We start from the raw sequence: 21,138 nt of genomic DNA, 5'->3' as shown, positions 1-21,138 counted from the left end.
TGGCGGTCGCCGCTCGGCGCCCGTAGCGTCGCGTCCGTGACGACCGACGACGCTCCCCGGCAGATCCGCTTCAACGCGTTCGACATGAACTGCGTCGCGCACCAGTCCTCCGGGCTGTGGCGCCACCCCCGCGACCGCTCGCGGCACTACAACGACCTGTCGTACTGGACCTCCCTGGCGCAGACGCTCGAGGTCGGTGCCTTCGACGGCATCTTCATCGCCGACGTCCTCGGGACGTACGACGTCTACGGTGGCTCGAACGAGTCGGCGCTCCGGACCGGGTCCCAGGTGCCCGTGAACGACCCGATCCTGCTCGTGTCCGCGATGGCCGCCGTCACGGAGCACCTCGGGTTCGGCATCACCGCCGGGACCGCGTACGAGCACCCGTACCCGTTCGCCCGGCGCATGTCGACGCTCGACCACCTCACCAAGGGGCGCGTCGGCTGGAACGTCGTCACCGGGTACCTGCCGAGCGCCGCGCGCAACATGGGGCAGACGGACCAGCTGTCGCACGACGACCGCTACGACGTCGCCGACGAGTACCTCGAGGTCCTCTACAAGCTCTGGGAGGGCTCCTGGGAGGACGACGCGGTCGTCGAGGACCGCGAGACCGGGGTCTTCACCGACCCGACCAAGGTGCACCCCATCGAGCACCACGGGCGCCACTTCGACGTCCCGGGCATCCACCTGTCCGAGCCGTCCGTGCAGCGCACGCCCGTCATCTACCAGGCCGGGGCATCGCCGCGCGGTGTCCGCTTCGCGGCCGAGAACGCCGAGGCCGTCTTCGTCGGCGCCCCGACCCTGCCGCAGTTGGCAGCGACCGTCACGAAGATCCGGGACGCCCTGGAGGCAGCTGGTCGCGACCGGTACGCCGCTCGCGTCTACTCGCTGCTCACGGTGATCACGGACGCCACCGACGAGGCCGCGCGCGCGAAGTACGAGGACTACCTGTCCTACGCCTCGGAGGAGGGCGCCCTCGTGCTGAACTCCGGGTGGATGGGCGTCGACCTGTCGCAGTGGGACCTCGACGAGCCGCTCGGCGACGTCGAGTCGAACGCGATCCAGTCCGCGGCGGCGAACATCTCCGCGGCCACCGGGTCCGACGGATCGAAGTGGACGATCCGCGACCTCGCCCGGCACACGGCGATCGGCGGACTCGGGCCGGTCGAGGTCGGTTCGGGTGCGACCATCGCGGACCGCCTCCAGGAGATCCAGGAGCAGACCGACGTCGACGGCTTCAACCTCGCCTACGCCGTGACACCCGGGACCTGGGAGGACGTCATCGAGTTCGTCGTCCCCGAGCTGCGGGCGCGCGGTGTCTACCCGACGGAGTACACGCCGGGATCGCTGCGGCACAAGCTGCACGGCCGCGGGGACCGGCTGCCCGGGGAGCACCGCGGTGCCGGCTACCGGATCGGTCAGCAGGCGGTCGTAGGCTGACGGCGTGATCGGATCGTCCTTCGTCGTGCGTGCCGCGTCGGAGGACGAGGCCGCTGCCTGCGTCGACCTCTGGGTCGCCGCGGTCAGCGTGCGGGACGCCATGCCGGAGTCCGACGCGGTCCGGGCCCGGGCGCTCGCGAAGTTCGCGGAGCCGCGGGTGGCGCTCGTCGTCGCGGCGGAGCCGGGAGGTCCGGGGGATGCGCCGGGCGCCGCTGGGGCCGCGGGGGTCGCGGAGGTCGCGGGCTTCGCCCGCGCGGGGGCAGCGGGGGCCGCGGGCTTCGCCCTCCCGGGGGCCGCGGGGGTCGCGGGCTTCGCCCTCGTGACGGCGCCGGGGACCGGGGGTCCGGAGGACCCGGAGGACGCCGCCTACCTGTCGCTGCTGGCGGTCCACCCGCGTGCGCAGGGACACGGCCTCGGACGGGACCTCCTGCGCGCCGCGGTCGACGCCGCACCACGGTCCGGGCACGCCCGGTGCGTGCTGCACGCACTCGAGGACAATGCCCCGGCGCTCGGCCTCTACCGCAGTGCCGGGTTCCGGCCCTGGGGCGAGCCGTTCGCACACCCGTTGTCCGGCCGGCCGACGCGGGCCTGGGTGACCGTCGGCGACTGACCGGGGCCCGAACGCTGCCCGGTCACCCGGGGATCGGTGCCGCCACGGGCTCCGGGAGCGCATCGGCCGGGGTCGGCCACGGGGCCCACTTCGCCCGCGGCGCCGTGAGGAGGTACGGCTGCGGCGTCGGGTAGCTCACGAGCTCGAGGGTCGAACCCCACGGCGTGCGGGTGTACACGAACCGGTTGCCCTCGCCGGCCTCGACGCCGCGGAGCTCCCGCGGATCGGAGTTCCGCAGGCCCCCGGCCCGCTCGACCTTGTCCAGGGCGGCGTCGAGGTCGTCGACGTACAGCGCGAGGTGCTGCCACCCGAGGTCCGACGGTGCCGCGGCGAACCGCTGGTCCGGGCCGAGGTACTCGAACAGCTCCAGCCCCGGACCCTCGGGGAGTGCGAGCATCCGGATGGCTCCCTGGGCCATCGTCGACGGGATCCCGAGGTACCGGTGCACTTCCGCGGAGCCGCGGGGCTCCTCGGTGCGGCACCGGACGTCGTAGAGGACGACGGCGTCGAGCGCCGCCGCGAAGAAGGCCGTGGCAGCGTCGATGTCCGGCACCGTGACGCCCACGTGGTCGATCCTGATTCCCCTGCTCATCCTTGGATGCTCTCACCGGGGCCACCGGGTGCCCGGGCGTGCAGGACCCGGTGCGGGATGTGGTGCGGTTTGCCGCACTCGCTGTCGGTCCGCTCAGGTAAGGCTGCCCTCACCACAAAACCCCAGGTCAGGGCAGCCTCACCTTGCTGGCGGACCGTTCCGGACGGTGGCATGCTCATCGCATGTCGACCGCAACCGACCTCGTGCTCCCCGCCACCGATCACGACACGACGAGCGCCGCGAAGCTCAACTGGCTCCGTGCCGGACTCCTCGGCGCGAACGACGGCATCGTGTCGGTCGCCGCGGTCCTCGTCGGGGTCGCCGGGGCGGGCGCGGGGACCGGGCCGGTCATCGCCGCCGGTACCGCCGCCCTCGTCGGGGGTGCGGTCTCGATGGCGCTCGGCGAGTACGTCTCGGTCAGCGGTGCCCGCGACGCCCAGCGCACCGGGCAGGCCGCGCAGCAGGCGCAGCTCGAGGCCGAGTCCGAGGACGCCGACACCATCGCGGCGCACTACCGCGGGCTCGGCGTCGCGCCGGACGTCGCGTCCTCCGTCGCGGCCGAGCTCGTGCGGCCGGAGGTCCGGGCCCGCCGGGCCGAGGCCGCCCTGCGCGACGCCGAGGACGAGGTGGTCAGCCCGTGGCGCGCGGCCTGGGTGTCCGCGGCGACGTTCACCACCGGGGCGGCGCTGCCGTTCCTGGCCATGCTGCTCGCCCCCGAGTCGGTGCGGGTCCTCGTGACGGTCGTCGCCGTGCTCGTGGCGCTCGCGGCCACCGGGGCCACCGGGGCCACGCTCGGCGGTGCACCGCGCGGCCGGGCGACCGTGCGCGTGGTGGTCGGCGGGGCCCTGGCGCTCGCCGCGACCTACGCCGCCGGAGCGATCCTGGGCGCGCACGCGATCTGACGGCGACGGGCCCGCTCGTACCGGCGCGCACCCGACCGGACCACCGCGGTCACTCGTCGGCGCCGGAGACGGCGGCGGCCTCAGCAGCGAGCGCGGTGTTCCGCGCGGTCAGCAGCCGCTGCAGGTAGCGGCCGAGGACGACCACCTCCGCCAGCCGTCCGAGCGGTCCGAACGGCGCGGTGACCACGACGTCGTCGAGCATCCGGGTGCCGGTGCCGGCGCGCTCGAAGCGGTGCTCGTGCCGGAAACGCGCGAACGGACCGCGCACCTGTTCGTCGACGAACCGGTGCGGTGCCTCTCCCCGCCGGCACGGCCGGTCCGCCGCTGGCGCGTCGCACCGGAACCGGCGGCGTGGGCCCAGGACGACGATCCGACTCGTCAACCGCCAGACGACCCCGAGGTGGCGGGCGCGGAACGTCACGGACTCGCCGAGGCCGATCGTGCCGGCCGTGACGCCGCCGACGGCCCGTTCCCCCGTCGAGGCGAGCGACCGCTCGTGCGCACCGATGTCGAGCGACAGCGCGAAGGCCCGCTCGGGCGCACAGGCGAGGTGCGTGTCGAGCCGGAAGCGGACGGTCACGCGTCGGGCCGACCGGTCGGCGCCGGCCAGCCGAGCGGCGTCGATCGGTCGTCGTCCCGCAGCACCGCCGCGAGCGCCTCGTCGTGCCGCTGCCCGCGGTGGAGCACCCCCGAACGGCGGAGGCCCTCGTACGACATGCCGACGCGTCGGGCGACGGCGAGGGACGCGTGGTTCGTGGCGATCGCGCGCCACTGCACGCGGACGAGGCCGAGGCCGTGCGGCGGGGTGGCGAAGGCCCAGTCGACGATCGCGGAGACCGCCTCGGTGACGTAGCCGTGGCCGCGGGCGTCGGGGTGCGTGGCGTAGCCGACCTCGGCGGCGCCGTCGGCGATCTGGAAGAGCTCGACGGTCCCGAGCAGACGAGGGTCCTCGCGTCGACGGATCGCCCAGGCGAGGCGGGTCCCGGACTCCCAGCCGGTCCGGCACCGTCCCAGCCACTCGACGGCCTCGGCGTGGCCGTACGGCGCCGGGACGGGCGTGTAGGCGATGACATCCGGGTCGGTCGCGTAGGCGATGACGTCCTCGGCGTCGGACGTCGCCGGGGCGGAGAGCACGAGCCGGTCGGTCGGGAGCGTCACGGGGTCCACGGCCCGAGCCTAGCGACGACGACATCCCGGCACGAGAAGGCCGGGCGGGTACGCTACCGTCGCCGCATGACTGCGTTCCGCGTGATCGACGGCCACAACGACCTGCCCTGGGAACGCCGCGACTCCCACGGCTCCGGGGTGGAGGGCATCGACTCGGAGCAGGGGTCGCTCCACACCGACGTCCCGAAGCTCCGCGCCGGCGGGGTCGTCGGGCAGTTCTGGTCGGTGTTCGTGCCGTGCTCCGACCCGGACCCGGTCCGCACCACGCTGCAGCAGATCGACGTCGCCCTGCGGATCGTCGAGCGGTACCCGGAGACCTTCCGGATCGCCCGCACCGCCGCCGACGTGCGCGCAGCGGTCGACGACGGGCGAATCGCGTCGCTCCTCGGCGCCGAGGGCGGGCACTCGATCGGCGACGACCTCGCCGTCCTGCGCACCTTCGCCCGGCTCGGCGTGCGGTACATGACCCTCACACACAACGACGACACCCCGTGGGCCGACTCCGCGACCGGGTCGCACCCGCACGGCGGCCTCACCGACCGCGGTCGGGAGGTCGTGGCGGAGATGGAACGGATCGGGATGCTGGTGGACCTGTCGCACACGGCCCCGACGACGATGCGGGACACGCTCGACGTCGCGACGCGACCCGTCGTCTTCAGCCACTCGTCGACCACCGCCGTGAACGACCACCCGCGGAACGTGCCGGACGACGTGCTCGAGCGGCTGCCCGGCAACGGCGGCGTCCTGATGATCACCTTCGTGCCGGCGTTCGTGTCGCGGGCGTACGCCGAGTGGGAGGCCGCCGGGTCGGCGGGGGAGGCGCCGCTCGTCACGGTCGCCGAGGTCGCGGACCACGTCGAGCACGCCCGCGAGGTCGCCGGGGTGGCGCACGTCGGGATCGGCGGGGACTACGACGGCACGCCGGTGCTGCCGCCGGACCTGCGGGACGTCTCCCGCTACCCGGTGCTCGCCGCCGAGCTCGCTCGCCGCGGCTGGCAGGACCACGAGCTCGCGGCACTGGCGGGCGGGAACGTGCTGCGGGTGCTCGAGGCGACGGACGACGCGTTCGAGCGGACGCTCGTGCGCTGACCGCCCACCACGGAACGGAGGACGGCCGTGCGCTGCCCGCCCGTCACGGAACGGAGGACGCCCGTGCGCTGGCCGCGCATCACGGAACGGAGGACGCCCGGCCCCGTGCGTCACGGAACGGAGGACGCCCGGCCCCGCTCGGTAGGATCGCAGCGCACCCGCAGCGACCCGCGCCTCCAGTGCAGGCGGCGCGACCTGACCCGAAGGAACGGACCAGATGAGCGGCACCATCCACGACAACATCTCCCAGGCGTTCGGGAACACCCCGCTCGTCCGGCTGAACCGACTCCCGCGCGAGGGCAGCGCCGAGATCCTCGCGAAGCTCGAGTTCTACAACCCCGGCGCCAGCGTCAAGGACCGCCTCGGCGTCGCGATCGTCGACGCGGCCGAGGAGTCCGGCGAGCTCCAGGCCGGCGGGACCATCGTCGAGGGCTCGTCCGGCAACACCGGCATCGCGCTCGCCCTGGTCGGCGCGGCCCGCGGCTACCGGGTCGTCATCACGATGCCCGAGACGATGAGCGTCGAGCGGCGTGCGCTGATCCGCGCCTACGGTGCCGAGGTCGTCCTGACCCCGGGCCCCGAGGGCATGAAGGGTGCGGTGTCCCGGGCCGAGCAGATCGTCGCGGAGACCCCGGGTGCGATCCTCGCGCACCAGTTCGAGACCCCCGCGAACGCTGCGATCCACCGGAAGACCACCGCCGAGGAGATCCTGCGCGACACCGAGGGCCACGTCGACGCGTTCATCGCGGGCGTCGGCACCGGCGGCACGATCACCGGCGTCGGCCAGGTGCTCAAGGAGCGCGTGCCCGGCGTGCAGGTCATCGCCGTCGAGCCGAAGGACTCGCCGCTGCTCACCGAGGGCAAGGCCGGGCCGCACAAGATCCAGGGCATCGGCGCGAACTTCGTGCCCGAGGTCCTCGACCAGAGCGTCATCGACGAGGTCTTCGACGTCGAGCTCGAGGACGCGCTGCGCGTGGCCCGCGACCTCGGGACGCAGGAGGGCATCCTGTCGGGCATCTCCTCCGGCGCGATCATCCACGCCGCGATCGAGGTCGCCGCACGCCCGGAGAACGCCGGCAAGCGCATCGTCGCGATCGTCTGCGACACCGGTGAGCGCTACCTGTCGACCGTGCTCTTCGAGGGACTCACTGCGTGAGCCCAGCTCCACGTCGCGGCGTGCTGCGGACCGTCCGGGAGGACCTGGCCGCAGCACGCCGCGGGGACCCCGCAGCACGGGGCGACCTCGAGAACGCGATCGTGTACTCCGGCCTGCACGCGATCTGGACCTACCGGCTGACCCACCGGCTGTGGCTCGCCCGTGGCCTGCCCGGGGCGCGGTTCGCGGCACGGGTGATCGGGCAGGTCGCGCGCTCGGTCACGGGGATCGAGATCCACCCCGGCGCGCGGATCGGCCGCCGGTTCTTCATCGACCACGGCATGGGCGTCGTGATCGGCGAGACCGCGGTGGTCGGTGACGACGTGGTGGTGTTCCACGGCGTGACCCTCGGCGGGCGCGGCGGCGAGCACGGCCCCGGCGCTCGGCGGCACCCGCGGGTGGGGGACCGCGTGGTGCTCGGTGCGGGGTCGTCCCTGATCGGCGCGATCACGATCGGCGCCGACTCCGTCGTCGGCGCGAACACGGTCGTCACGAAGGACGTGCCGCCGCGGTCGGTGGTCACCGGCGTCGCCGGTACGGCCCGTCCGCGCTCGGGCCACGAGGGCGTCCCGCCGCTCTGACGTCCCGCCGTCCCCTCAGCGACCTCCGGTCGCGGTTCCGGACGGGAGGCACGGCGCGCTCCGTGCGCGCCGGCCCCCTCCGGCGTGTGGTCGGGTCAGCTCTTCTCGCAGGCGATGCCGTCGGCGTCGCGGTCGAGCTTCTTGTTCGCCGCGTAGAGCTTGTCGTCCTTCTTGACGGTGCCCTTGAGCGCTCGGTAGGTCACCTTGCCGCCGGAGATCACCTTGTTCCTGGTGACGGACTTCTTCGCGATGCCGCCGGAGTACACGCGGTGCACGGCGTCGCAGTTCTTGTAGACGGTGGGGGCTGCCTGGGCGGTCGAGGCGCCGCCGACGACGGCGGTGGCAGCGAGGACGACGCTCGCTGCGGCGATGCTGAGGGTTCGGGTGATGTGCACCCGCTCAGCCTAGGCCCACTGCGAGGATCTCTCATGCCCCCGATCGGGGTGCCGGTTCGGGCATGCTGGTGGCATGGACGGAGCTGCCCTGCACGAGATCGCCGCGCAGACCGCGATGGGCCTGCCCGCGGTCCAGGAGACCCAGCCCTTCGGCGAGGGCACGTTCGTCTACAAGGTCGTCGGCAAGATGTTCGTCATGACGTCCGAGCTCCGCGGGGTCCCGATCGTCAACCTCAAGTGCGCTCCACCGCACGGGGCCGCGCTCGTCCGCGACCTGGCGGAGGTGACACCGGGCTGGCACATGGACAAGCGGCACTGGATCACCCTGTCGCCCGGCGACGGCCTCGACGAGACCCTCGTCGAGGACCTCGTGGCGAACGCCTACGACCTGGTCGTCGCGGGGCTGCCCCGTGCGAAGCGGCCGATCGACCCGGTCCGGCGGACGCTGCCGGACTGACCGACCGCCGGGGCCCGCACGGCCCACGGCTCAGCCGCGCGCGAGGGCCTTCCCGAGCAGGACCTGCACCTTCGGCGGCACGGGTCGTCCAGCGTCCACGACCGCCTGCGCGCGCTCGGCCGTGACGCCGGCGAACAGTTCGCCGATCGTCACCCCGTGGGCCGGGCGGTCGATCACCTCGACCGCGTCACCGCTCGCCACCGAGCCGGACTTCACCACCCGCAGGTAGGCACCGGGACGCCCCTCCTCGGTGAACCGTCGGACCCACTTGTCCTCGCGCATCCGACGGGCGAAGGTCCCGCAGGGGATCCGGGGGATCGTGACCTCGAGCACGAGCTCGGCACCGATCCGCCATCGCTCCCCGGTCACAGCCCCGGTGACGTCGATCCCGCTCGTCCGGAGGTTCTCGCCGAACAGCCCCGGCGGCACCTCGCGATCGAGCAGCCCGGCGAAGTGCGTGGCGTCCTCGTCGGCGTAGGCGTACACGGCCTGGTCCTCGCCGCCGTGGTGCTTCCGGTCGGCCTGCACGTCGGCGCGGAGTCCGAGGGGCCGGACCCGCACCGGGCCGTCGACCGGACGCTTGTCGATGGCGGTGACCCCGATCGTGCCGGAGTCGGGCAGGAGCCGCGCCACGCGGCAGACGGCGGTCACGAGGGGCACCGCACCAGCATGCCGCACGGATGCCCTCCGTGCGGAGTCCGGATCCGGGTGTGACGAACCGGCGTCCCGGCCCGTCCCATCGGTGGAGGCCGTCACCGCGGCCGAGGAGGAACGACCATGACCGACACCACGAACGACCGACCCGGCTCGCAGCGCCACCCGGTCCGGCAGCACCTGCTCGCGCAGGCCCGGGTCCGCGCGCTCGCCGCACGACCCGTCGGACCGTTCCGGGTGACCACTGCCCACGCACGCCGCGCGGGTGCACGGTGACCGGTCGTCGCTCCCGTGCTCAGGAAGACCTCACCCGGTCCCGGTAGAAGGAACACGTGCCCCACCAGCTCCTCACCGACCTCGACGACGCCGTCCTCGCCGGCCGGTCGTCGGACGGCGACGTCCGGGCGTTCGAGGTCCTCATCCGCCGGTACACCCCGCTGCTGCGCGCCTACGCGCGCCGGACGCTCGGCTCGACCGACGAGCTCGACGACGTCGTGCAGGAGACCTTCATCACCGCCTGGGACCGGCTCGACCGGCTCGAGGACCAGAGCAAGGTCAAGTCGTGGCTCATGCGCATCCTCAGTCGGAAGTGCATCGACCGCATCCGGGCCCGTCGCTTCCACGACGACGTCACCGAGATCGAGGTCGAGGCCCCGTCCGACGATGCTCCGGAGCGTGTCGCCGAGGCCCGCTCGCGCGAGGAAGCCGTCGAGACCGCGCTCGGCGAACTCCCCGAGGCGCAGCGCCGGTGCTGGGTGATGAAGGAGGTGCTCGAGTACTCCTACGACCAGATCGCCGAGGAGCTCGACCTCCCCGTCTCGACCGTCCGCGGGCTCCTCTCGCGCGCCCGCAAGAACATGATCCGTCTCATGGAGGGATGGCGATGACCGATCCCGAGCACGTCCGGCTCGACTCCCTCGAACCCGACGACCTCGACGGCCACTCGATCGACGAGCTGGCCGACTACCTCGACGCGGGCATGCAGCCCGCGGACCCGTCCATCGACGACTCACCGGCGTGCCAGAACGCGCTCGCGGCGATCGTCCGGCTCCGGCAGTCGTCCCTCGGCTCGCTCGAGGCCGCAGCCGAGCAGGAGGCCCCGGCGGACGAGTCGTGGGTGAGCGGTGTGCTCGCCAACATCTCGCTCGAGGCGCGGGCGGGGCGGGACGTCCCCCTGCGTCCGGCCGCGCCGACCGAACGACCGGTGATGACCGAGGGTGCGATCCGGTCGCTCGTCCGGAGTGCCGGCGACGGCGTGTCCGACGCCCTCATCGCCCGGTGCACGCTCGAGGGCGACGTCACCGAGCTCGGGGCGCCCGTGCGGGTCGTCGTCGAGATCGCCGTCCGCGCCGGAGCGACGATCCGGACCGTGGCGTCGGAGGTCCGGGAGACCGTGGCGGCGGTGCTCGCTGACCAGACCGACCTCGTGGTCGACTCGGTCGACGTCGTCGTGCGCGACCTCGTGCCGCGCACCGACGACGAGCCCGCGGACGACCGTCCCGCTGATGACGGAACCAGCCACGGCAGCGACGACGAGGAGGCAGGCGCATGAGCACCCCGGACGAGACCCTGACCGCCGTCGAGACCGCGGTGCTCGCCGTCCCCGGGGTCGCCGAGCTCTACCGAGCCCGGCCCACCCTCGGCAGCACCGTGTCCGCCGTCAAGAGCCTGGCCGCCCGGACCGCACCGAGCCGGGTCGTCCTGGACGGTGACGTCCTCCGCGTCGTCATCGGCACCGACGGTTCCCGCCCGGCTCCCACCACCGCACACGAGGCCCACGTCGCCGCGCTCGCCGTGGCGACGGAGCACGGACTCGTGCTCAGCCGGGTCGACGTCCGGGTCGCGCGCGTCGGCTGACCGCCCGGCCGGACCCAGCACGGGTCCGGAGCCGTCGCCGGCGGTCGGCGACCTCGAGCACGACGACGATCGCGGCCACGAGCACCGCCGTGGCGACGAGCGACACCGCGGGGACGACCACCGAGGCGGCGACGGCGACGGCGGCGGCCAGCACCACGACGACGGCGTTCCAGCCGAGCGACAGCGACGGACGGAGTGCGAGGGCCCAGACCGCGAGGACGAAGAGCGCCACCGGCACCGCGATCGTCGCGGCCACCGTCACGTGCGACAGGTCGGCCTCGCCGGCGTCGGCGCTCACCGCGACCTCGATGCCCGCCGGCAGCGCTCCGGCAGCCGCGAACACGACGTAGTGGCCGTACCCGAACACCAGGGCGCTCGGCAGGGACCGGATGCGGGCGTGCTGCTCGCGTGCGAAGTAGATCCACCAGAGCCCGGCGACGATCACGAGCCCGGCCGCCGCGAGCACGAGGAGCGAGCCGAGGTGGTCGGTGTGCTCGAGGCCGTCGATGACCGCGCTCGCGGATGCCACGAGCCCCTCGCCGAGGACGATGAGCGTGAACAGGGAGTACCGCTCGGCGATGTGCCGCGTGTGCCACGGCGTCGTGCGCGACCCCCGCTCGGCGACGGGCGGCACGAGCACCTCGAGCAGGATCAGTACCGGGATCGCTCCGCGCAGCGCGGCCTCGGGGAGTACGAGTGCGAGCACCCAGAGCGCCTGGACGACGACGATCCCGACGGCGTAGCGGAGCGCGGTGCGGCGGTACCCCGGCGCCGACGCGGCCGCGCGCAGCCACTGCCCGACCAAGGCCAGGCGCATCACGACGTACCCGACGACGACGATCGCGGGGTCGCCGTCGACCATGAGCGGTCGGACCCCGGCGGCGAGGACGAGCACACCGCCCATCTGCACGAACGTGGTGACGCGGTAGAGCCAGTCGTCGGTGTCGAACGACGTGGCGAACCAGGTGAAGTTGATCCACGCCCACCAGATCGCGAAGAAGACGAAGGCGTAGGAGACGATCGCCGAGCTGACGTGCCCCTCGGTCTCGATCTCGTGGAGGTTCGTCGCCGCGAACCCGACCGCGACGACGAAGACGAGGTCGAACAGGAGCTCGAGCGGGCTGGCCGCACGGTGCGCCTCGGCGGGGTCGCGTGGAGCCATGCGGCGCAGTCCGGTTGTGCTCACGGAGCATGCCTACCGCACGCCGGCGGACACCGGGAAGGTCCTCCCGGCCTCCGTCTCGTGCGGATCAGTAGAAGTTCGACGCCTGCGAGTGTGCCCACGCCGCGCACGGGGTGCCGTAGGCGGCGGAGATGTACTGCAGGCCCCAGGTGATCTGCGTGGTCGCGTTGGTCTGCCAGTCGGAGCCGGCCGTCGCCATCTTCGAGCCCGGGAGCGCCTGCGGGATGCCGGTCGCGCCGCCGTTGCTGTTCACGGCGCGGTAGTCCCAGCCGGACTCCTTGGTCCAGAGGTTGTCGAGGCACTGGAACTGGTCCGAGCCCCAGCCGTAGCGGGACGACGCCAGCGCCGACGCCGTGGCCTTCGCGCCCGCGACGGTGTTGCCCTCGGCGAGCTTCCGTGCCTGCTCGGCGGCCTCGGCCGCTGCCTTGGCTGCCGCTGCCTTCGCGGCCGCGGCCTTCGCAGCGGCAGCGCGCTTCGCGTCCGCGTCCGACCGGTCCTGTTCGGCGCTCGCCTCGGCGACCTCCTGGCTGGCGGCGACCGTGGTGGCGATGCGGTTCGTCAGGGCGGCCCCGGACAGCTTCGAGTAGTCGTCGAGTGCCTCGACCCGCTGGCGGAGCGCCGTCGTGTCGGTCTTGCGGTTGGCGTCGTCGAGCACCGTCCGGGCACTCGACAGGGTCGCCTGCGCCTGCGCGCGGTCGAGCGCGGTGCCGTCGAGCGCGGGGGCGCTCGTGGGGGTGGCGCTCGGGACGCCGAGTGCCTCGCCGAGGGCCGGCTGGGAGCCGACCGCGATGCCGCCGACGGCGATGGCCAGGACGGCTGCGCCGGAGGCGACGACGGTCGTCCGGTTGCGCAGGGCTCGTCGGACGCGGCGGGCGGGGGAGTCGAGGGCCTCGCGTCGGGTCGAGGCGGTGGTCGGAGCGGTGGTGCTGGGCAGAGCAGTGGTGCGTCGAGTCATCGGTTCCGGTGGTCGGCCGGCTCGTGTGCGGACCGCGCCCGAGCACGCCGGGGTGGGGGAGGCGTGTCGATCGGGGTGCGGCGTGGCCGTCGTGCGGTCCGCGAGCCGGGGGAGGCCCGGACGGTGGTGTGGGGCCCGTCCGTCCGCCGTCCGGTGACCGTGGGGTGGTCACGCCGAGGCGGAGCGGTCACGATGACGCGTCACGCTGGGCGCAGCGTCCAGGAACACTGGCAGAACCGTCCGTCCACCCTTCGGTAACGGTTCGGTAACGACCCGCGTCGGGGTCAGGAGGTGTGAGGTTCCTGGGCGCGGTCGCCCTGTGCGATCCGTTCGAGCGCGTCGAGGGCCCCGGCGATCGCCGCGACGTCGTCCTCGGGGAGGCCGTGGATGAGTTCGGCCACGATGCCGGTGCGTTGCGACCGTGCAGCCTCGACCGCGGCGACCCCGGCCTCCGTGGCGCTCACCATGAACGCCCGGCCGTCCCTCGGGTCGGCCTCCCGCTCGATGAACCCGCGCTGCTCGAGTTCGGTCAGGATCCGCGTCATGGTGGGCTTCGTCACCACTTCGAGGCGGGAGAGGTCACCCGGACGCAGGGGACCCTCGCGCTCGATCGTGGCGAGCGCCGAGACGATGCCGTAGCCCAGCGAGGCGGAGTCGGTCCGTGCGCGTCGGTTGATGCGTCCGACGGCCGCGGCGAGCCGCGCGGCGATGGCCGTACGGTCGGTCTCGCGAGCGCTCATGGGTGGCCTCCGCTTCGGTGATCAGGGGTCGTGCGTGATGCTACCGCCCGATCGTGGCGGCACCGGTACGGGCGCTTTCTGTCCGACCGTACAGGTGTGCTCAGCGTTTCTCGCCGGGGAGTTGGTGGATCGCCTCGGTCGCGAGCTCCGCGCCGATGTTGTCGCCGGCTTCGGTCGCGGTGCGGAGACGCCGGAAGTCCTCGGTCATGCGCTCCCAGTCGACGAGTTCGTCGAGGTTTGGCAGACGCAGTCGGAAGCCGAGGCCGTCCGTGGTGTCGCGGCACACGCGCTGGAGGTCCGCGTTGCCGCACTCGGCGACGTAGAGCGCGAACACGTCGAGCGCGTCGTGGTTCACCGCGGCGACGTCGTGCGTCTCGAAGTCGGCGATGGTCGCGTCGAGCGCCGCGAGGATCCGCTTCCGCGCGCCCGCACCGAGCCGCGGCACGGCGAGCCGGACCACGCCGCCGAAGAGCACGCCGAGGGTCTGGAGCGCCTCGACCACCTCATCGGGCCTCGGGGTCGTCACCCGGGTGTAGCGGTTCGGCGCCATCTCGATGAGCCAGGCGCGGGCGAGCTGGCTCAGGGCCTCGCGGATCGGGGTCCGGGAGACGCCGAGCCAGGCGATCAGCTCGTCGTCGTTCAGCCGCTCCCCGGGCTCCAGGGTGCCGTCCATGATCGCGTCGTGGATCTTCGTCCGGACGGTGTCGCGGAGCAGCTGGTGCTCCGTCGGTGCGCTGGTGGGGACCGGCATGGGTGCCTCCTGGAGGTCGTGCTGACCGACCGGCACTCCGGGTGCGGCCGTACGGATCACCGTACCTGATATACGGTGCGCGAGTGCCCGCGGAGCGGGTCAGCCGTCGACGCCGAGCAGCCGCAGCGTCGCCGGGTCCTCGTGCCCGTCGTACCAGCGGTCCAGCGCACGGCGGAACGGTGCCGGGTCGTCGGCGGCGTGCGCGAACAGGGTCAGCGAGGACCGCAGCTTCAGCGCGTCCGTGGCACCGAGCAGGACCTCGGCAGAGCGCGCCGGGGCCTCGGTCACGACGGCGACCGCGTCGAGCAGGCGGGGTCCGAGCACCGGGTCGGCGAGGTAGCGCCGGGCGTGCTCCAGCCCCGAGAGCGCGTAGTGCTGCGCCGTCGGACTGCGCCCGAGCCCGGCGACCTGCGGGAACACGAACCACATCCAGTGGGTGTCCTTCCGGCCGGCCCGCAGCTCGCCCAGCGCCCGCTCGTGCACGCCCTCCTGGGCGCTGACGAAGCGTTCGAGGTCCTGGTCGGTCACCGGAGGACGTCCCCCCAGGCGTAGCGGACGGTCGTCGCGTCCACGGCGAGCACCGAGTCGGGCTCGCGGTCGAACAGTCCGGGCAGCCCGACGGCCGAGGGCAGGTCACCCCGCAGCTGCTCGATGCGGGCGGTGCGGACCTCGAGCGGCGGGTGCTGCCGCTGCCAGAACACCGTCTGCGCCAGGTGCCGGGCGTGGATCCCCGCACGGGTGGTGAGCTCGGCCGCGAGCGGTGCGGTCGTGACCGGGCCGGCCACGACGCGGACGGCCGCCGCGTGCCGGGGGCGTGGCGTGCCTCCCGGCCCGCTCGTCGGCGTCAGCCGGATCGCACGCGCGGCGCGGAGCGGGTGGAGCGCGCGGTTCGGGTGCCGGACGGACCGGTGGGCGATGGTGTCGCCGCGGCGACGCGACCCGGCGTGCGCGAACGTGTACGGGACGCCGAGCAGCGCGTGCGCCGCCACGATCGCCGGCACGTTGGCGGTGTCGATCGTGCGGTACGCGACGCCGTGGCGGCCGTGGTCGTCGACCGTCAGGACCTCGAGCGTGACCTCCGTCATCGTGCCGAGACGGCCGGACGGCGGGAAGGGCGGTACCCGGGTCTCACGGAAGACGTACGCCGACAACCCCACCCACGCACTGCCGTCGACCACGTCCGGCCGCGTGCCGCGCGGGACCATCCGGGCGAGGGCCTGCGGGTCGCGCCGCCAGTGCGCGAAGACGATGTCCTCCCACGCGTGCACCGTCACCGGGCGGTGCAGGAGCGGGACGGCCGCCCGGGCGTCCGCCGTGTCGCTCATCCGCCGTGCCGACCCACGCGGGCCGCCCACACCACCAGCGGTGCCTGCAGCGGCAGTCGGAGCACGGAGACGAGGCGCATCGTCCGCGTCGACCGCGGCGAGTCGAGGAGGTCGCGTGCCATCTTGACGTTCGCGGGGAACACCGCCAGGAACAGCGCCGCCGCCGCCCAACCGGCGGCACGACGCGTCCCCGGGAGGGCGAGCGCGGCCGCGATGCCGAGCTCGGCGACCCCGGACACGAGGGTCGTCAGGCGCGGCGGCAGGGCCTCCGGCACGATCCGGTCGTAGGTCCGGGGACGGAGGAGGTGGGTGACGCCCGCGCCGCCGAGCACGACGGCGAGGACGGCGGCAGTGCGGTTGGCGCGCTTCGTGCGCTCACGTCGTCGCATGCCCCCATCGTGCACGCGGTTGCTCGGAGCGAGCAGCGAGCAGCGAGCAGCGAGCAGCGGGCAGCGGGCACCGGGCAGCGGGCAGCGGGCACCGGGCAGCGAGCTGTGCCCCCGGTCCGGTCAGGCGAGGGCGGTCGCCACCAGGTCGAGGACCGCCGCCGCGACCTCGGCCTTGGTGCCCGACGTCTCACGGACGACCTCGCCGCCTGGCGTCAGCACCTCGATGGCGTTTTCCTCCCGCTCGAAGCCCGACGACCACCCGACGTGGTTCACCACGAGGAGGTCTGCGGGCTTCCGCGCGATCTTCGCCCGCCCCAGCTCGATCCGCGCCGCACGGTCCGGCTCCGTCTCGGCCGCGAAGCCCACGATGATCTGTCCGGTCCGACGGTTCGCCACGAGTTCGGCGAGCACGTCGGGGTTGCGGACGAGCTCGAGGGTCAGGGTGTCGCCCTGCGCGTCCTTCTTGAGCTTCTCCGCGTGCACCTCGGCCGGTCGGTAGTCGGCGACCGCGGCGGTCATCACCACGACGTCCGCCTCGGCCGCTGCCGCCCGGACCTCGTCGGCGAGTTCGAGGGCGGACCCCACCGGGCGCACGTCGACGTCGAGGCCCTCGGTCAGCCCGGCGTCGACGTTGGCCGTCACCAGGGTGACGGCCGCGCCGCGAGCGGCGGCGTCCGCCGCGATCGCGATGCCCTGCCGTCCGCTCGAACGGTTGCCGACGAAGCGGACCGGGTCGAACGGCTCCCGGGTCCCGCCCGCCGTCACCAGGACGCGGACCCCGCGCAGGTCGCCGGACGGGAGGGACGGTGCCGGTCCGGCGGTCCGGTCCGGCCGACCCTCGTGGTCCAGCACCGCGAGTGCCGCCGCGACGATGTCCTCGGGCTCGGACATCCGACCGATGCCGGCGTCGTCCCCGGTGAGCGCACCGACGACGGGTCCGACGACGTGCACTCCGCGGGCGCGGAGCGTGTCGAGGTTCGCGCGGGTCGCGGGGTGCTCCCACATCTGCGGGTGCATCGCGGGCGCGACGACGACGGGCGCCTCGGTCGCGAGGAGGGTGGTGCCGAGGAGGTCGCCCGCGAGGCCCGCGGCCATCCGCGCCAGGGCGTCGGCCGTGGCCGGGGCGACGACCACGAGGTCCGCCCGACGGCCGAGCGCGACGTGCCGGACCTCGGCGACGTCGTCCCAGACGCTCGTGGTCACCGGGTTGCGGCTCAGGGCCTCGAGCGTCGGCAGCCCGACGAAGCGCAGGGCGCCCTCGGTCGGGACGACGTGCACCTCGTGGCCACGCTTGACGAGGTCGCGGACGACCCCCACGGCCTTGTACGCGGCGATGCCCCCGGTGATGCCGACGACGACCGTGCGGCGGTGTCCTGCTGCTGCGCTCACACCGGTCACGGTACCCGGCGCAGCGTGCGAGGATCGACGCCATGTGCACCGTCGTCGTCCGCGTCGCGCCCGGCTCCGAGTGGCCGGTGACGATGCTCGCCCTCCGCGACGAGTCGCCCGAGCGTCCGTGGGACCCGCCGGCCGCCTGGTGGCCGGACCGTGACCCGGGGGTGCGCGGTGTCCGCGACCGTTCGGCGGGCGGCGCCTGGCTCGCCGCCTCGGACGAGGCCGGCCTCGCGGTCGTGCTCAACCGCGGCGAACCGGTCGCGAGCGCGGACGGCACCTGGACCACCCGCGGCGTGGTGCCGCTCGACGCGGTCGGGGGCGTGCTGCCCGGGCACGACGGGACCGTCCCGACCGCGCGCGCGTTCAACCTCGTCCGCGCCACGGCCGACGGCGCCGAGGTCGTCACGTGGGACGGCACCGAGGTCCGGACGACCGCGCTCGGCCCCGGCGTGCACATGGTCACCCACGGCGAGCCGGACGACCCCGCCGCACCCCGGGTCGGGCGGTGGCTCGACGCCTTCCGCTCGGTGGACGCCCCGGCCGGGCCTCCCGTGCTCGGACCGTTCGACGAGCTGCGCGCCGCGGACGCCGGCGCCGACGCCGGGGACGGCTGGAGCGGCTGGTTCGGGGTGCTCGCCGGGTCCGCGAGCCTGCCCACCGACCACCCGGACGCGATCCTCCGCGACGTGCACGAAGCCGAGGGACACATGACGACGCTCTCGATCGTCGCCGCCGCGGTCGGCCGTGAGCGGACGGTGCTCCAGCACGCGCGGTTGACCGAGCCCGGACGACTCGACGGGTCGGTCGAACTCCACCACGCCTGAGCGGTCCCGCCGCCCCTGGCCGCCTGAGTGCACCCGCAGCGCGACGCACGGGCCGGCCATGGCGTGCCGGCGTAGCTTCGCGCCTCGTGACCACCCGGACCCGGAGCGTGCTCGCCGTCGTCGTCGCGGCGCTCGCCGTGGCTGCACTCGGCGCCTGCAGCGAGCAGTCGTCGGCAGCCGTCGGCTCGGAGTCGACCCCGCGGACGACGACCCGACCCACCCCGACGCCGGGCCCCGCCGTGCCGTGGGACCGCGCGGACGACGTGGCCGTCGTGACGGTCGGCGACTCGATCACCGCCGGGCACGGACTCACCACGGCGCAGGCGTGGCCGGCGCTCATGGCCGACACGAACGGCTGGTCGCTCACGAACCTGTCCTGCGACGGCGCCGGCGTGGCCGCACTCGGGGACGACGACGACTGCGCGAGCGCGTACGCCACCCTCGTCAAGCGCGCCGTCGCACTGCGTCCACAGGTCGTCGTCCTGCAGGCCAGCTCGAACGACCTCGGGCTCGACACCGCGGAGATCCGGAGCGCCACGGACCAGGTGGTCGACGACGTGCATCGCCGGATGCCCCGCGCGCGGGTGACCGGGCTCAGCGCGATCTGGAACCAGGACGCCCCGCCCGCCCAGCTCGCGGCGATCTCGAAGGCGATGCGGAAGGCCCTTGCACGCGAGGGCGGCACCTACGTCGACATCGGCGAACCACTCCGCGGGCACGCCGACTGGATGCAGGGCGACGACGTGCACCCGACGGCCCGTGGACAACGGGCGATCGCGGCGGCGGTCACCGCTGCGTTCCGCCGCGACGACGTGCAGTTCTGACGGGCGCCCCGTGCCACGACCGGTCCGCATCGTGCTCGTCGGACTCGTGCTCGCCGCGCTCGCGAGTGGGGTGACCGGGTGCTCGTCCGACGTCGGGGCGGTGCTCCCGCCGGGGACACGAGCCGGTGCAGCCCGCGTCGCCGGGCCCCGGGTCGTCGTCATCGGCGACTCGATCACGATCGGGCACGGGCTCCGGCGCGACCAGGCGTGGCCGGAGCTCCTCGCGGCGGCGGACCGGCTCCGGCTCACCGACCTCGGCTGCGACGGGGCCGGGGTCCTCGCCGAGGGCAGCGACGAGTGCTCCGCGACCGACGAGGAACTCGCGGAGCAGGCGGCGGCGCTGCACCCGGACGTCGTGGTGCTCCAGGCCAGCTCGAACGACCTCGGACAGGACGACGACGAGCTCGCCGGGGCGTCCGAGCAGCTCGTCGCGGAGGTCCACCGGCTCCTGCCCCGCGCCCGGATCGTCGGCATCAGCGCCGTCTGGGACCAGGACGCCCCGCCCGCCCAGCTCGGCACGATCTCCACGGTGCTGCGGACCGCCGTGACGGGGATCGGCGGTGCCTGGCTCGACCTCGGCCAGCCGTTCCGAGGACACCCCGCCTGGATGCAGTCCGACGACGTGCACCCGACGGCCCGCGGCCAGCGTGCGCTGCTCGCGGCGGTGACCGGGGCGCTGCGACGCGACCACCTGCGGTGGTGAGGCAGGGCTGCGGGGGCGAGTCGTGCCTCCAGGCCGACGCTGCGGAACGGGAGTGTGCGGAACGGACCGGCGCTGCGGGGGCCGGCCGTGCGTCCTGGCCGTCGTTCAGACGGGCGGGGCCGGCCGGTCCGTCGCTCAGGCGGGCGGCGTGGTGCCCGTGAGGTCCTCGGCGACCGCCCACAGCGAGCGGGCGAGGTCCGCGCTCCTGGCGGACCGCGGGACCGACGCCGTCGTGGTCGGGCCGGTGAGGCCGGCGAACCCGGCGGGGCCGTAGTAGGCGCCGCCGACCGCGTCGGGGCCGACGGCCGCGTAGAGCAGCGGCTCCGAGCCGTGCTCGACGTCCTGCGTGAACGGCAGTGCCCGATCACTCGACCGCACCGGCTTCGACCGTCCGAGCGAGCGCCCCGCGGACTGCAGGTTGGTGCGCGTGTAGCCGGGGTGCGCGGCGGTGCTGACGAGCGGCCAGTCCCGCTCCACGGTGAGCCGGTGCAGGTGCAGTGCGAGGAGCAGATCGGCGAGCTTCGACTGGCCGTAGGCACGCCAGCCGTTGTAGCCGTGCTCCCACTGCAGGTCGGCGAAGCGGATGCTGCCGAAGACGGCGGCCAGGCTCGACATCGTCGCCACCCGGGCCGGCCGGGTCCGCGCCGCGTCCGTCCGGAGCAGCTGGGGGAGCAGCAGGTTCGTCAGTGCGAACGGCCCGAGGAAGTTCGTGCCGAACTGGAGCTCGAAGCCGTCGACGGTCTCGAACCGCTCCGGCGGCGCCATCACCCCGGCGTTGTTCACCAGGACGTCGAGGGGGCGGTCGTCCTGGGCGATCCCGTCGGCGAACCGGCGGACGCTGGCGAGGTCCGCCAGGTCGAGCTCGCGGACCTCGACGTCGGCGGCGGGGTGTGCCGCGCGGATACCGGAGGCGGCGTCCTCGCCCTTCGACAGGGTGCGGACGGCGAGGACGACGGACGCGCCGGCGGCGGCGAGCCGGGTGGCGGTCTCCTTGCCGGTTCCGCTGTTCGCGCCCGTGACGACGATGCGGCGGCCGGTCTGGTCGGGGATCTTCGGCATGGGTGCGACGGTACTCGGCGGGTGTGCGGGCTGGCTGCGTGCCGGGCGCTGCACGGGGCTGCGCGCGGCCGCGATCCGTGGTAGATTCAT

At 74.1% G+C, this 21,138-nt stretch carries 28 protein-coding genes; 14 read left to right on the top strand and 14 right to left on the bottom strand.

Translation table 11 applies throughout. The features are described 5' to 3' along the window. Window positions 1-36 precede the first annotated feature (36 nt). Together IEY20_RS03895 and IEY20_RS03890 are read left to right on the top strand one after the other, a co-directional pair. Window positions 37-1,440 (top strand): LLM class flavin-dependent oxidoreductase, encoded by a 1,404-nt coding sequence (locus IEY20_RS03895; protein ID WP_261976521.1) that lies wholly within the window; start codon window positions 37-39, stop codon window positions 1,438-1,440. Window positions 1,441-1,444: 4 nt separating this feature from the next. After that, a complete protein-coding gene (locus tag IEY20_RS03890; protein ID WP_175329539.1) occupies window positions 1,445-2,050 on the top strand; it encodes a GNAT family N-acetyltransferase in 606 nt (201 codons plus the stop codon). Window positions 2,051-2,072: 22 nt separating this feature from the next. Here IEY20_RS03890 and IEY20_RS03885 read toward each other — a convergent pair whose 3' ends face one another. Continuing rightward, complete coding sequence (locus IEY20_RS03885) at window positions 2,073-2,642, bottom strand: VOC family protein (protein WP_175329538.1); 570 nt, start codon at window positions 2,640-2,642, stop codon at window positions 2,073-2,075. 182 nt (window positions 2,643-2,824) lie between these two features. Here IEY20_RS03885 and IEY20_RS03880 point away from each other — a divergent pair, with 182 nt between their 5' ends. Continuing rightward, complete coding sequence (locus IEY20_RS03880; RefSeq protein WP_022902944.1) at window positions 2,825-3,544, top strand: VIT1/CCC1 transporter family protein; 720 nt, start codon at window positions 2,825-2,827, stop codon at window positions 3,542-3,544. 49 nt (window positions 3,545-3,593) lie between these two features. On the opposite strand, the gene IEY20_RS03875 is transcribed toward IEY20_RS03880, so the two are convergent. Then, on the bottom strand, window positions 3,594-4,124 hold the full coding sequence (locus tag IEY20_RS03875; RefSeq protein WP_175329537.1) for an SRPBCC family protein: 531 nt from the start codon (window positions 4,122-4,124) through the stop codon (window positions 3,594-3,596). Then, window positions 4,121-4,711 (bottom strand): GNAT family N-acetyltransferase, encoded by a 591-nt coding sequence (locus IEY20_RS03870; RefSeq protein WP_175329536.1) that lies wholly within the window; start codon window positions 4,709-4,711, stop codon window positions 4,121-4,123. Before IEY20_RS03870 ends, IEY20_RS03875 begins: the two co-directional genes overlap by 4 nt. Before the next feature lie 66 nt (window positions 4,712-4,777). Here IEY20_RS03870 and IEY20_RS03865 point away from each other — a divergent pair, with 66 nt between their 5' ends. The 3 genes from IEY20_RS03865 (at window position 4,778) to epsC (ending at window position 7,537) form a co-directional block, all read left to right on the top strand. Continuing rightward, a complete protein-coding gene (locus tag IEY20_RS03865) occupies window positions 4,778-5,800 on the top strand; it encodes a dipeptidase (RefSeq protein WP_022902941.1) in 1,023 nt (340 codons plus the stop codon). Window positions 5,801-6,017: 217 nt separating this feature from the next. Beyond that, entirely contained in the window at window positions 6,018-6,956 is a 939-nt protein-coding gene (gene cysK / locus IEY20_RS03860) for a cysteine synthase A (protein ID WP_175329535.1), read from the top strand. Beyond that, on the top strand, window positions 6,953-7,537 hold the full coding sequence (epsC, locus tag IEY20_RS03855) for a serine O-acetyltransferase EpsC (protein ID WP_372378957.1): 585 nt from the start codon (window positions 6,953-6,955) through the stop codon (window positions 7,535-7,537). The genes cysK and epsC overlap by 4 nt, the downstream gene beginning before the upstream one ends. A gap of 95 nt (window positions 7,538-7,632) precedes the next feature. On the opposite strand, the gene IEY20_RS03850 is transcribed toward epsC, so the two are convergent. Continuing rightward, the gene (locus IEY20_RS03850; RefSeq protein WP_022902938.1) at window positions 7,633-7,932 is read right to left on the bottom strand and encodes an excalibur calcium-binding domain-containing protein; all 300 of its coding nucleotides are present in this window, start codon (window positions 7,930-7,932) and stop codon (window positions 7,633-7,635) included. 73 nt (window positions 7,933-8,005) lie between these two features. Between IEY20_RS03850 and IEY20_RS03845 the strand changes: the two genes are divergently transcribed. Beyond that, window positions 8,006-8,389 (top strand): MmcQ/YjbR family DNA-binding protein, encoded by a 384-nt coding sequence (locus tag IEY20_RS03845; RefSeq protein ID WP_022902937.1) that lies wholly within the window; start codon window positions 8,006-8,008, stop codon window positions 8,387-8,389. Between the two features lie 30 nt (window positions 8,390-8,419). Here the strand turns inward: IEY20_RS03845 and IEY20_RS03840 are convergent, their stop codons facing one another. Continuing rightward, window positions 8,420-9,049 carry an MOSC domain-containing protein gene (locus IEY20_RS03840; protein ID WP_022902936.1) on the bottom strand — a complete coding sequence of 210 codons (630 nt, stop codon included), beginning with the start codon at window positions 9,047-9,049 and terminating at the stop codon, window positions 8,420-8,422. 117 nt (window positions 9,050-9,166) lie between these two features. Between IEY20_RS03840 and IEY20_RS03835 the strand changes: the two genes are divergently transcribed. Genes IEY20_RS03835 through IEY20_RS03820 form a run of 4 tightly spaced genes read left to right on the top strand, consistent with a single transcriptional unit; the run spans window position 9,167 to window position 10,900 of the window. Continuing rightward, complete coding sequence (locus tag IEY20_RS03835) at window positions 9,167-9,319, top strand: hypothetical protein (RefSeq protein WP_022902935.1); 153 nt, start codon at window positions 9,167-9,169, stop codon at window positions 9,317-9,319. Window positions 9,320-9,375: 56 nt separating this feature from the next. Then, window positions 9,376-9,930, top strand: a complete 555-nt coding sequence (locus IEY20_RS03830; RefSeq protein ID WP_022902934.1) for an RNA polymerase sigma factor — start codon at window positions 9,376-9,378, stop codon at window positions 9,928-9,930. Beyond that, window positions 9,927-10,595 carry a hypothetical protein gene (locus IEY20_RS03825; RefSeq protein WP_042726483.1) on the top strand — a complete coding sequence of 223 codons (669 nt, stop codon included), beginning with the start codon at window positions 9,927-9,929 and terminating at the stop codon, window positions 10,593-10,595. Before IEY20_RS03830 ends, IEY20_RS03825 begins: the two co-directional genes overlap by 4 nt. Then, window positions 10,592-10,900: a hypothetical protein gene (locus tag IEY20_RS03820; protein WP_022902932.1), complete on the top strand. Its 309-nt coding sequence runs from the start codon at window positions 10,592-10,594 to the stop codon at window positions 10,898-10,900. Before IEY20_RS03825 ends, IEY20_RS03820 begins: the two co-directional genes overlap by 4 nt. Here IEY20_RS03820 and IEY20_RS03815 read toward each other — a convergent pair. From IEY20_RS03815 to coaBC, 8 genes are all read right to left on the bottom strand, one after another. Then, a complete protein-coding gene (locus IEY20_RS03815; protein ID WP_229727854.1) occupies window positions 10,863-12,086 on the bottom strand; it encodes a low temperature requirement protein A in 1,224 nt (407 codons plus the stop codon). The two genes, IEY20_RS03820 and IEY20_RS03815, sit on opposite strands and share 38 nt — an antisense overlap. Window positions 12,087-12,150: 64 nt before the next feature. After that, the gene (locus tag IEY20_RS03810; protein ID WP_022902930.1) at window positions 12,151-13,038 is read right to left on the bottom strand and encodes an aggregation-promoting factor C-terminal-like domain-containing protein; all 888 of its coding nucleotides are present in this window, start codon (window positions 13,036-13,038) and stop codon (window positions 12,151-12,153) included. A gap of 284 nt (window positions 13,039-13,322) precedes the next feature. Beyond that, complete coding sequence (locus IEY20_RS03805) at window positions 13,323-13,778, bottom strand: MarR family winged helix-turn-helix transcriptional regulator (protein ID WP_022902929.1); 456 nt, start codon at window positions 13,776-13,778, stop codon at window positions 13,323-13,325. A gap of 100 nt (window positions 13,779-13,878) precedes the next feature. Continuing rightward, the gene (locus IEY20_RS03800; RefSeq protein ID WP_188888921.1) at window positions 13,879-14,529 is read right to left on the bottom strand and encodes a GntR family transcriptional regulator; all 651 of its coding nucleotides are present in this window, start codon (window positions 14,527-14,529) and stop codon (window positions 13,879-13,881) included. A gap of 99 nt (window positions 14,530-14,628) precedes the next feature. Then, window positions 14,629-15,057 carry a DUF1810 domain-containing protein gene (locus IEY20_RS03795; protein ID WP_175329533.1) on the bottom strand — a complete coding sequence of 143 codons (429 nt, stop codon included), beginning with the start codon at window positions 15,055-15,057 and terminating at the stop codon, window positions 14,629-14,631. After that, window positions 15,054-15,854, bottom strand: coding sequence for a YqjF family protein (locus tag IEY20_RS03790; protein WP_175329532.1), 801 nt, complete (start codon window positions 15,852-15,854; stop codon window positions 15,054-15,056). Before IEY20_RS03790 ends, IEY20_RS03795 begins: the two co-directional genes overlap by 4 nt. Further along, entirely contained in the window at window positions 15,851-16,243 is a 393-nt protein-coding gene (locus IEY20_RS03785; RefSeq protein ID WP_175329531.1) for a DoxX family protein, read from the bottom strand. The genes IEY20_RS03790 and IEY20_RS03785 overlap by 4 nt, the downstream gene beginning before the upstream one ends. A gap of 120 nt (window positions 16,244-16,363) precedes the next feature. Further along, window positions 16,364-17,632, bottom strand: a complete 1,269-nt coding sequence (coaBC, locus tag IEY20_RS03780) for a bifunctional phosphopantothenoylcysteine decarboxylase/phosphopantothenate--cysteine ligase CoaBC (RefSeq protein ID WP_175329530.1) — start codon at window positions 17,630-17,632, stop codon at window positions 16,364-16,366. 41 nt (window positions 17,633-17,673) lie between these two features. On the opposite strand from coaBC, the gene IEY20_RS03775 reads away from it, so the two are divergent. From IEY20_RS03775 to IEY20_RS03765, 3 genes are all read left to right on the top strand, one after another. Continuing rightward, on the top strand, window positions 17,674-18,462 hold the full coding sequence (locus tag IEY20_RS03775; RefSeq protein ID WP_175329529.1) for an NRDE family protein: 789 nt from the start codon (window positions 17,674-17,676) through the stop codon (window positions 18,460-18,462). An 86-nt stretch (window positions 18,463-18,548) separates the two neighbouring features. Next, window positions 18,549-19,286, top strand: a complete 738-nt coding sequence (locus IEY20_RS03770) for an SGNH/GDSL hydrolase family protein (RefSeq protein ID WP_175329528.1) — start codon at window positions 18,549-18,551, stop codon at window positions 19,284-19,286. A gap of 10 nt (window positions 19,287-19,296) precedes the next feature. Further along, window positions 19,297-19,989, top strand: a complete 693-nt coding sequence (locus IEY20_RS03765; protein WP_175329527.1) for an SGNH/GDSL hydrolase family protein — start codon at window positions 19,297-19,299, stop codon at window positions 19,987-19,989. A gap of 135 nt (window positions 19,990-20,124) precedes the next feature. Here IEY20_RS03765 and IEY20_RS03760 read toward each other — a convergent pair whose 3' ends face one another. Beyond that, window positions 20,125-21,048, bottom strand: coding sequence for an SDR family oxidoreductase (locus IEY20_RS03760; RefSeq protein WP_175329526.1), 924 nt, complete (start codon window positions 21,046-21,048; stop codon window positions 20,125-20,127). Between the last annotated feature and the right edge of the window lie 90 nt (window positions 21,049-21,138).

Origin of the sequence: Curtobacterium luteum (assembly GCF_014646995.1) — a bacterium.
GTDB classification, from domain to species: domain Bacteria; phylum Actinomycetota; class Actinomycetes; order Actinomycetales; family Microbacteriaceae; genus Curtobacterium; species Curtobacterium luteum.
The sequence above is the reverse complement of the archived record's forward strand: the minus strand, read 5'-3'. Positions and strand labels throughout refer to the sequence as shown.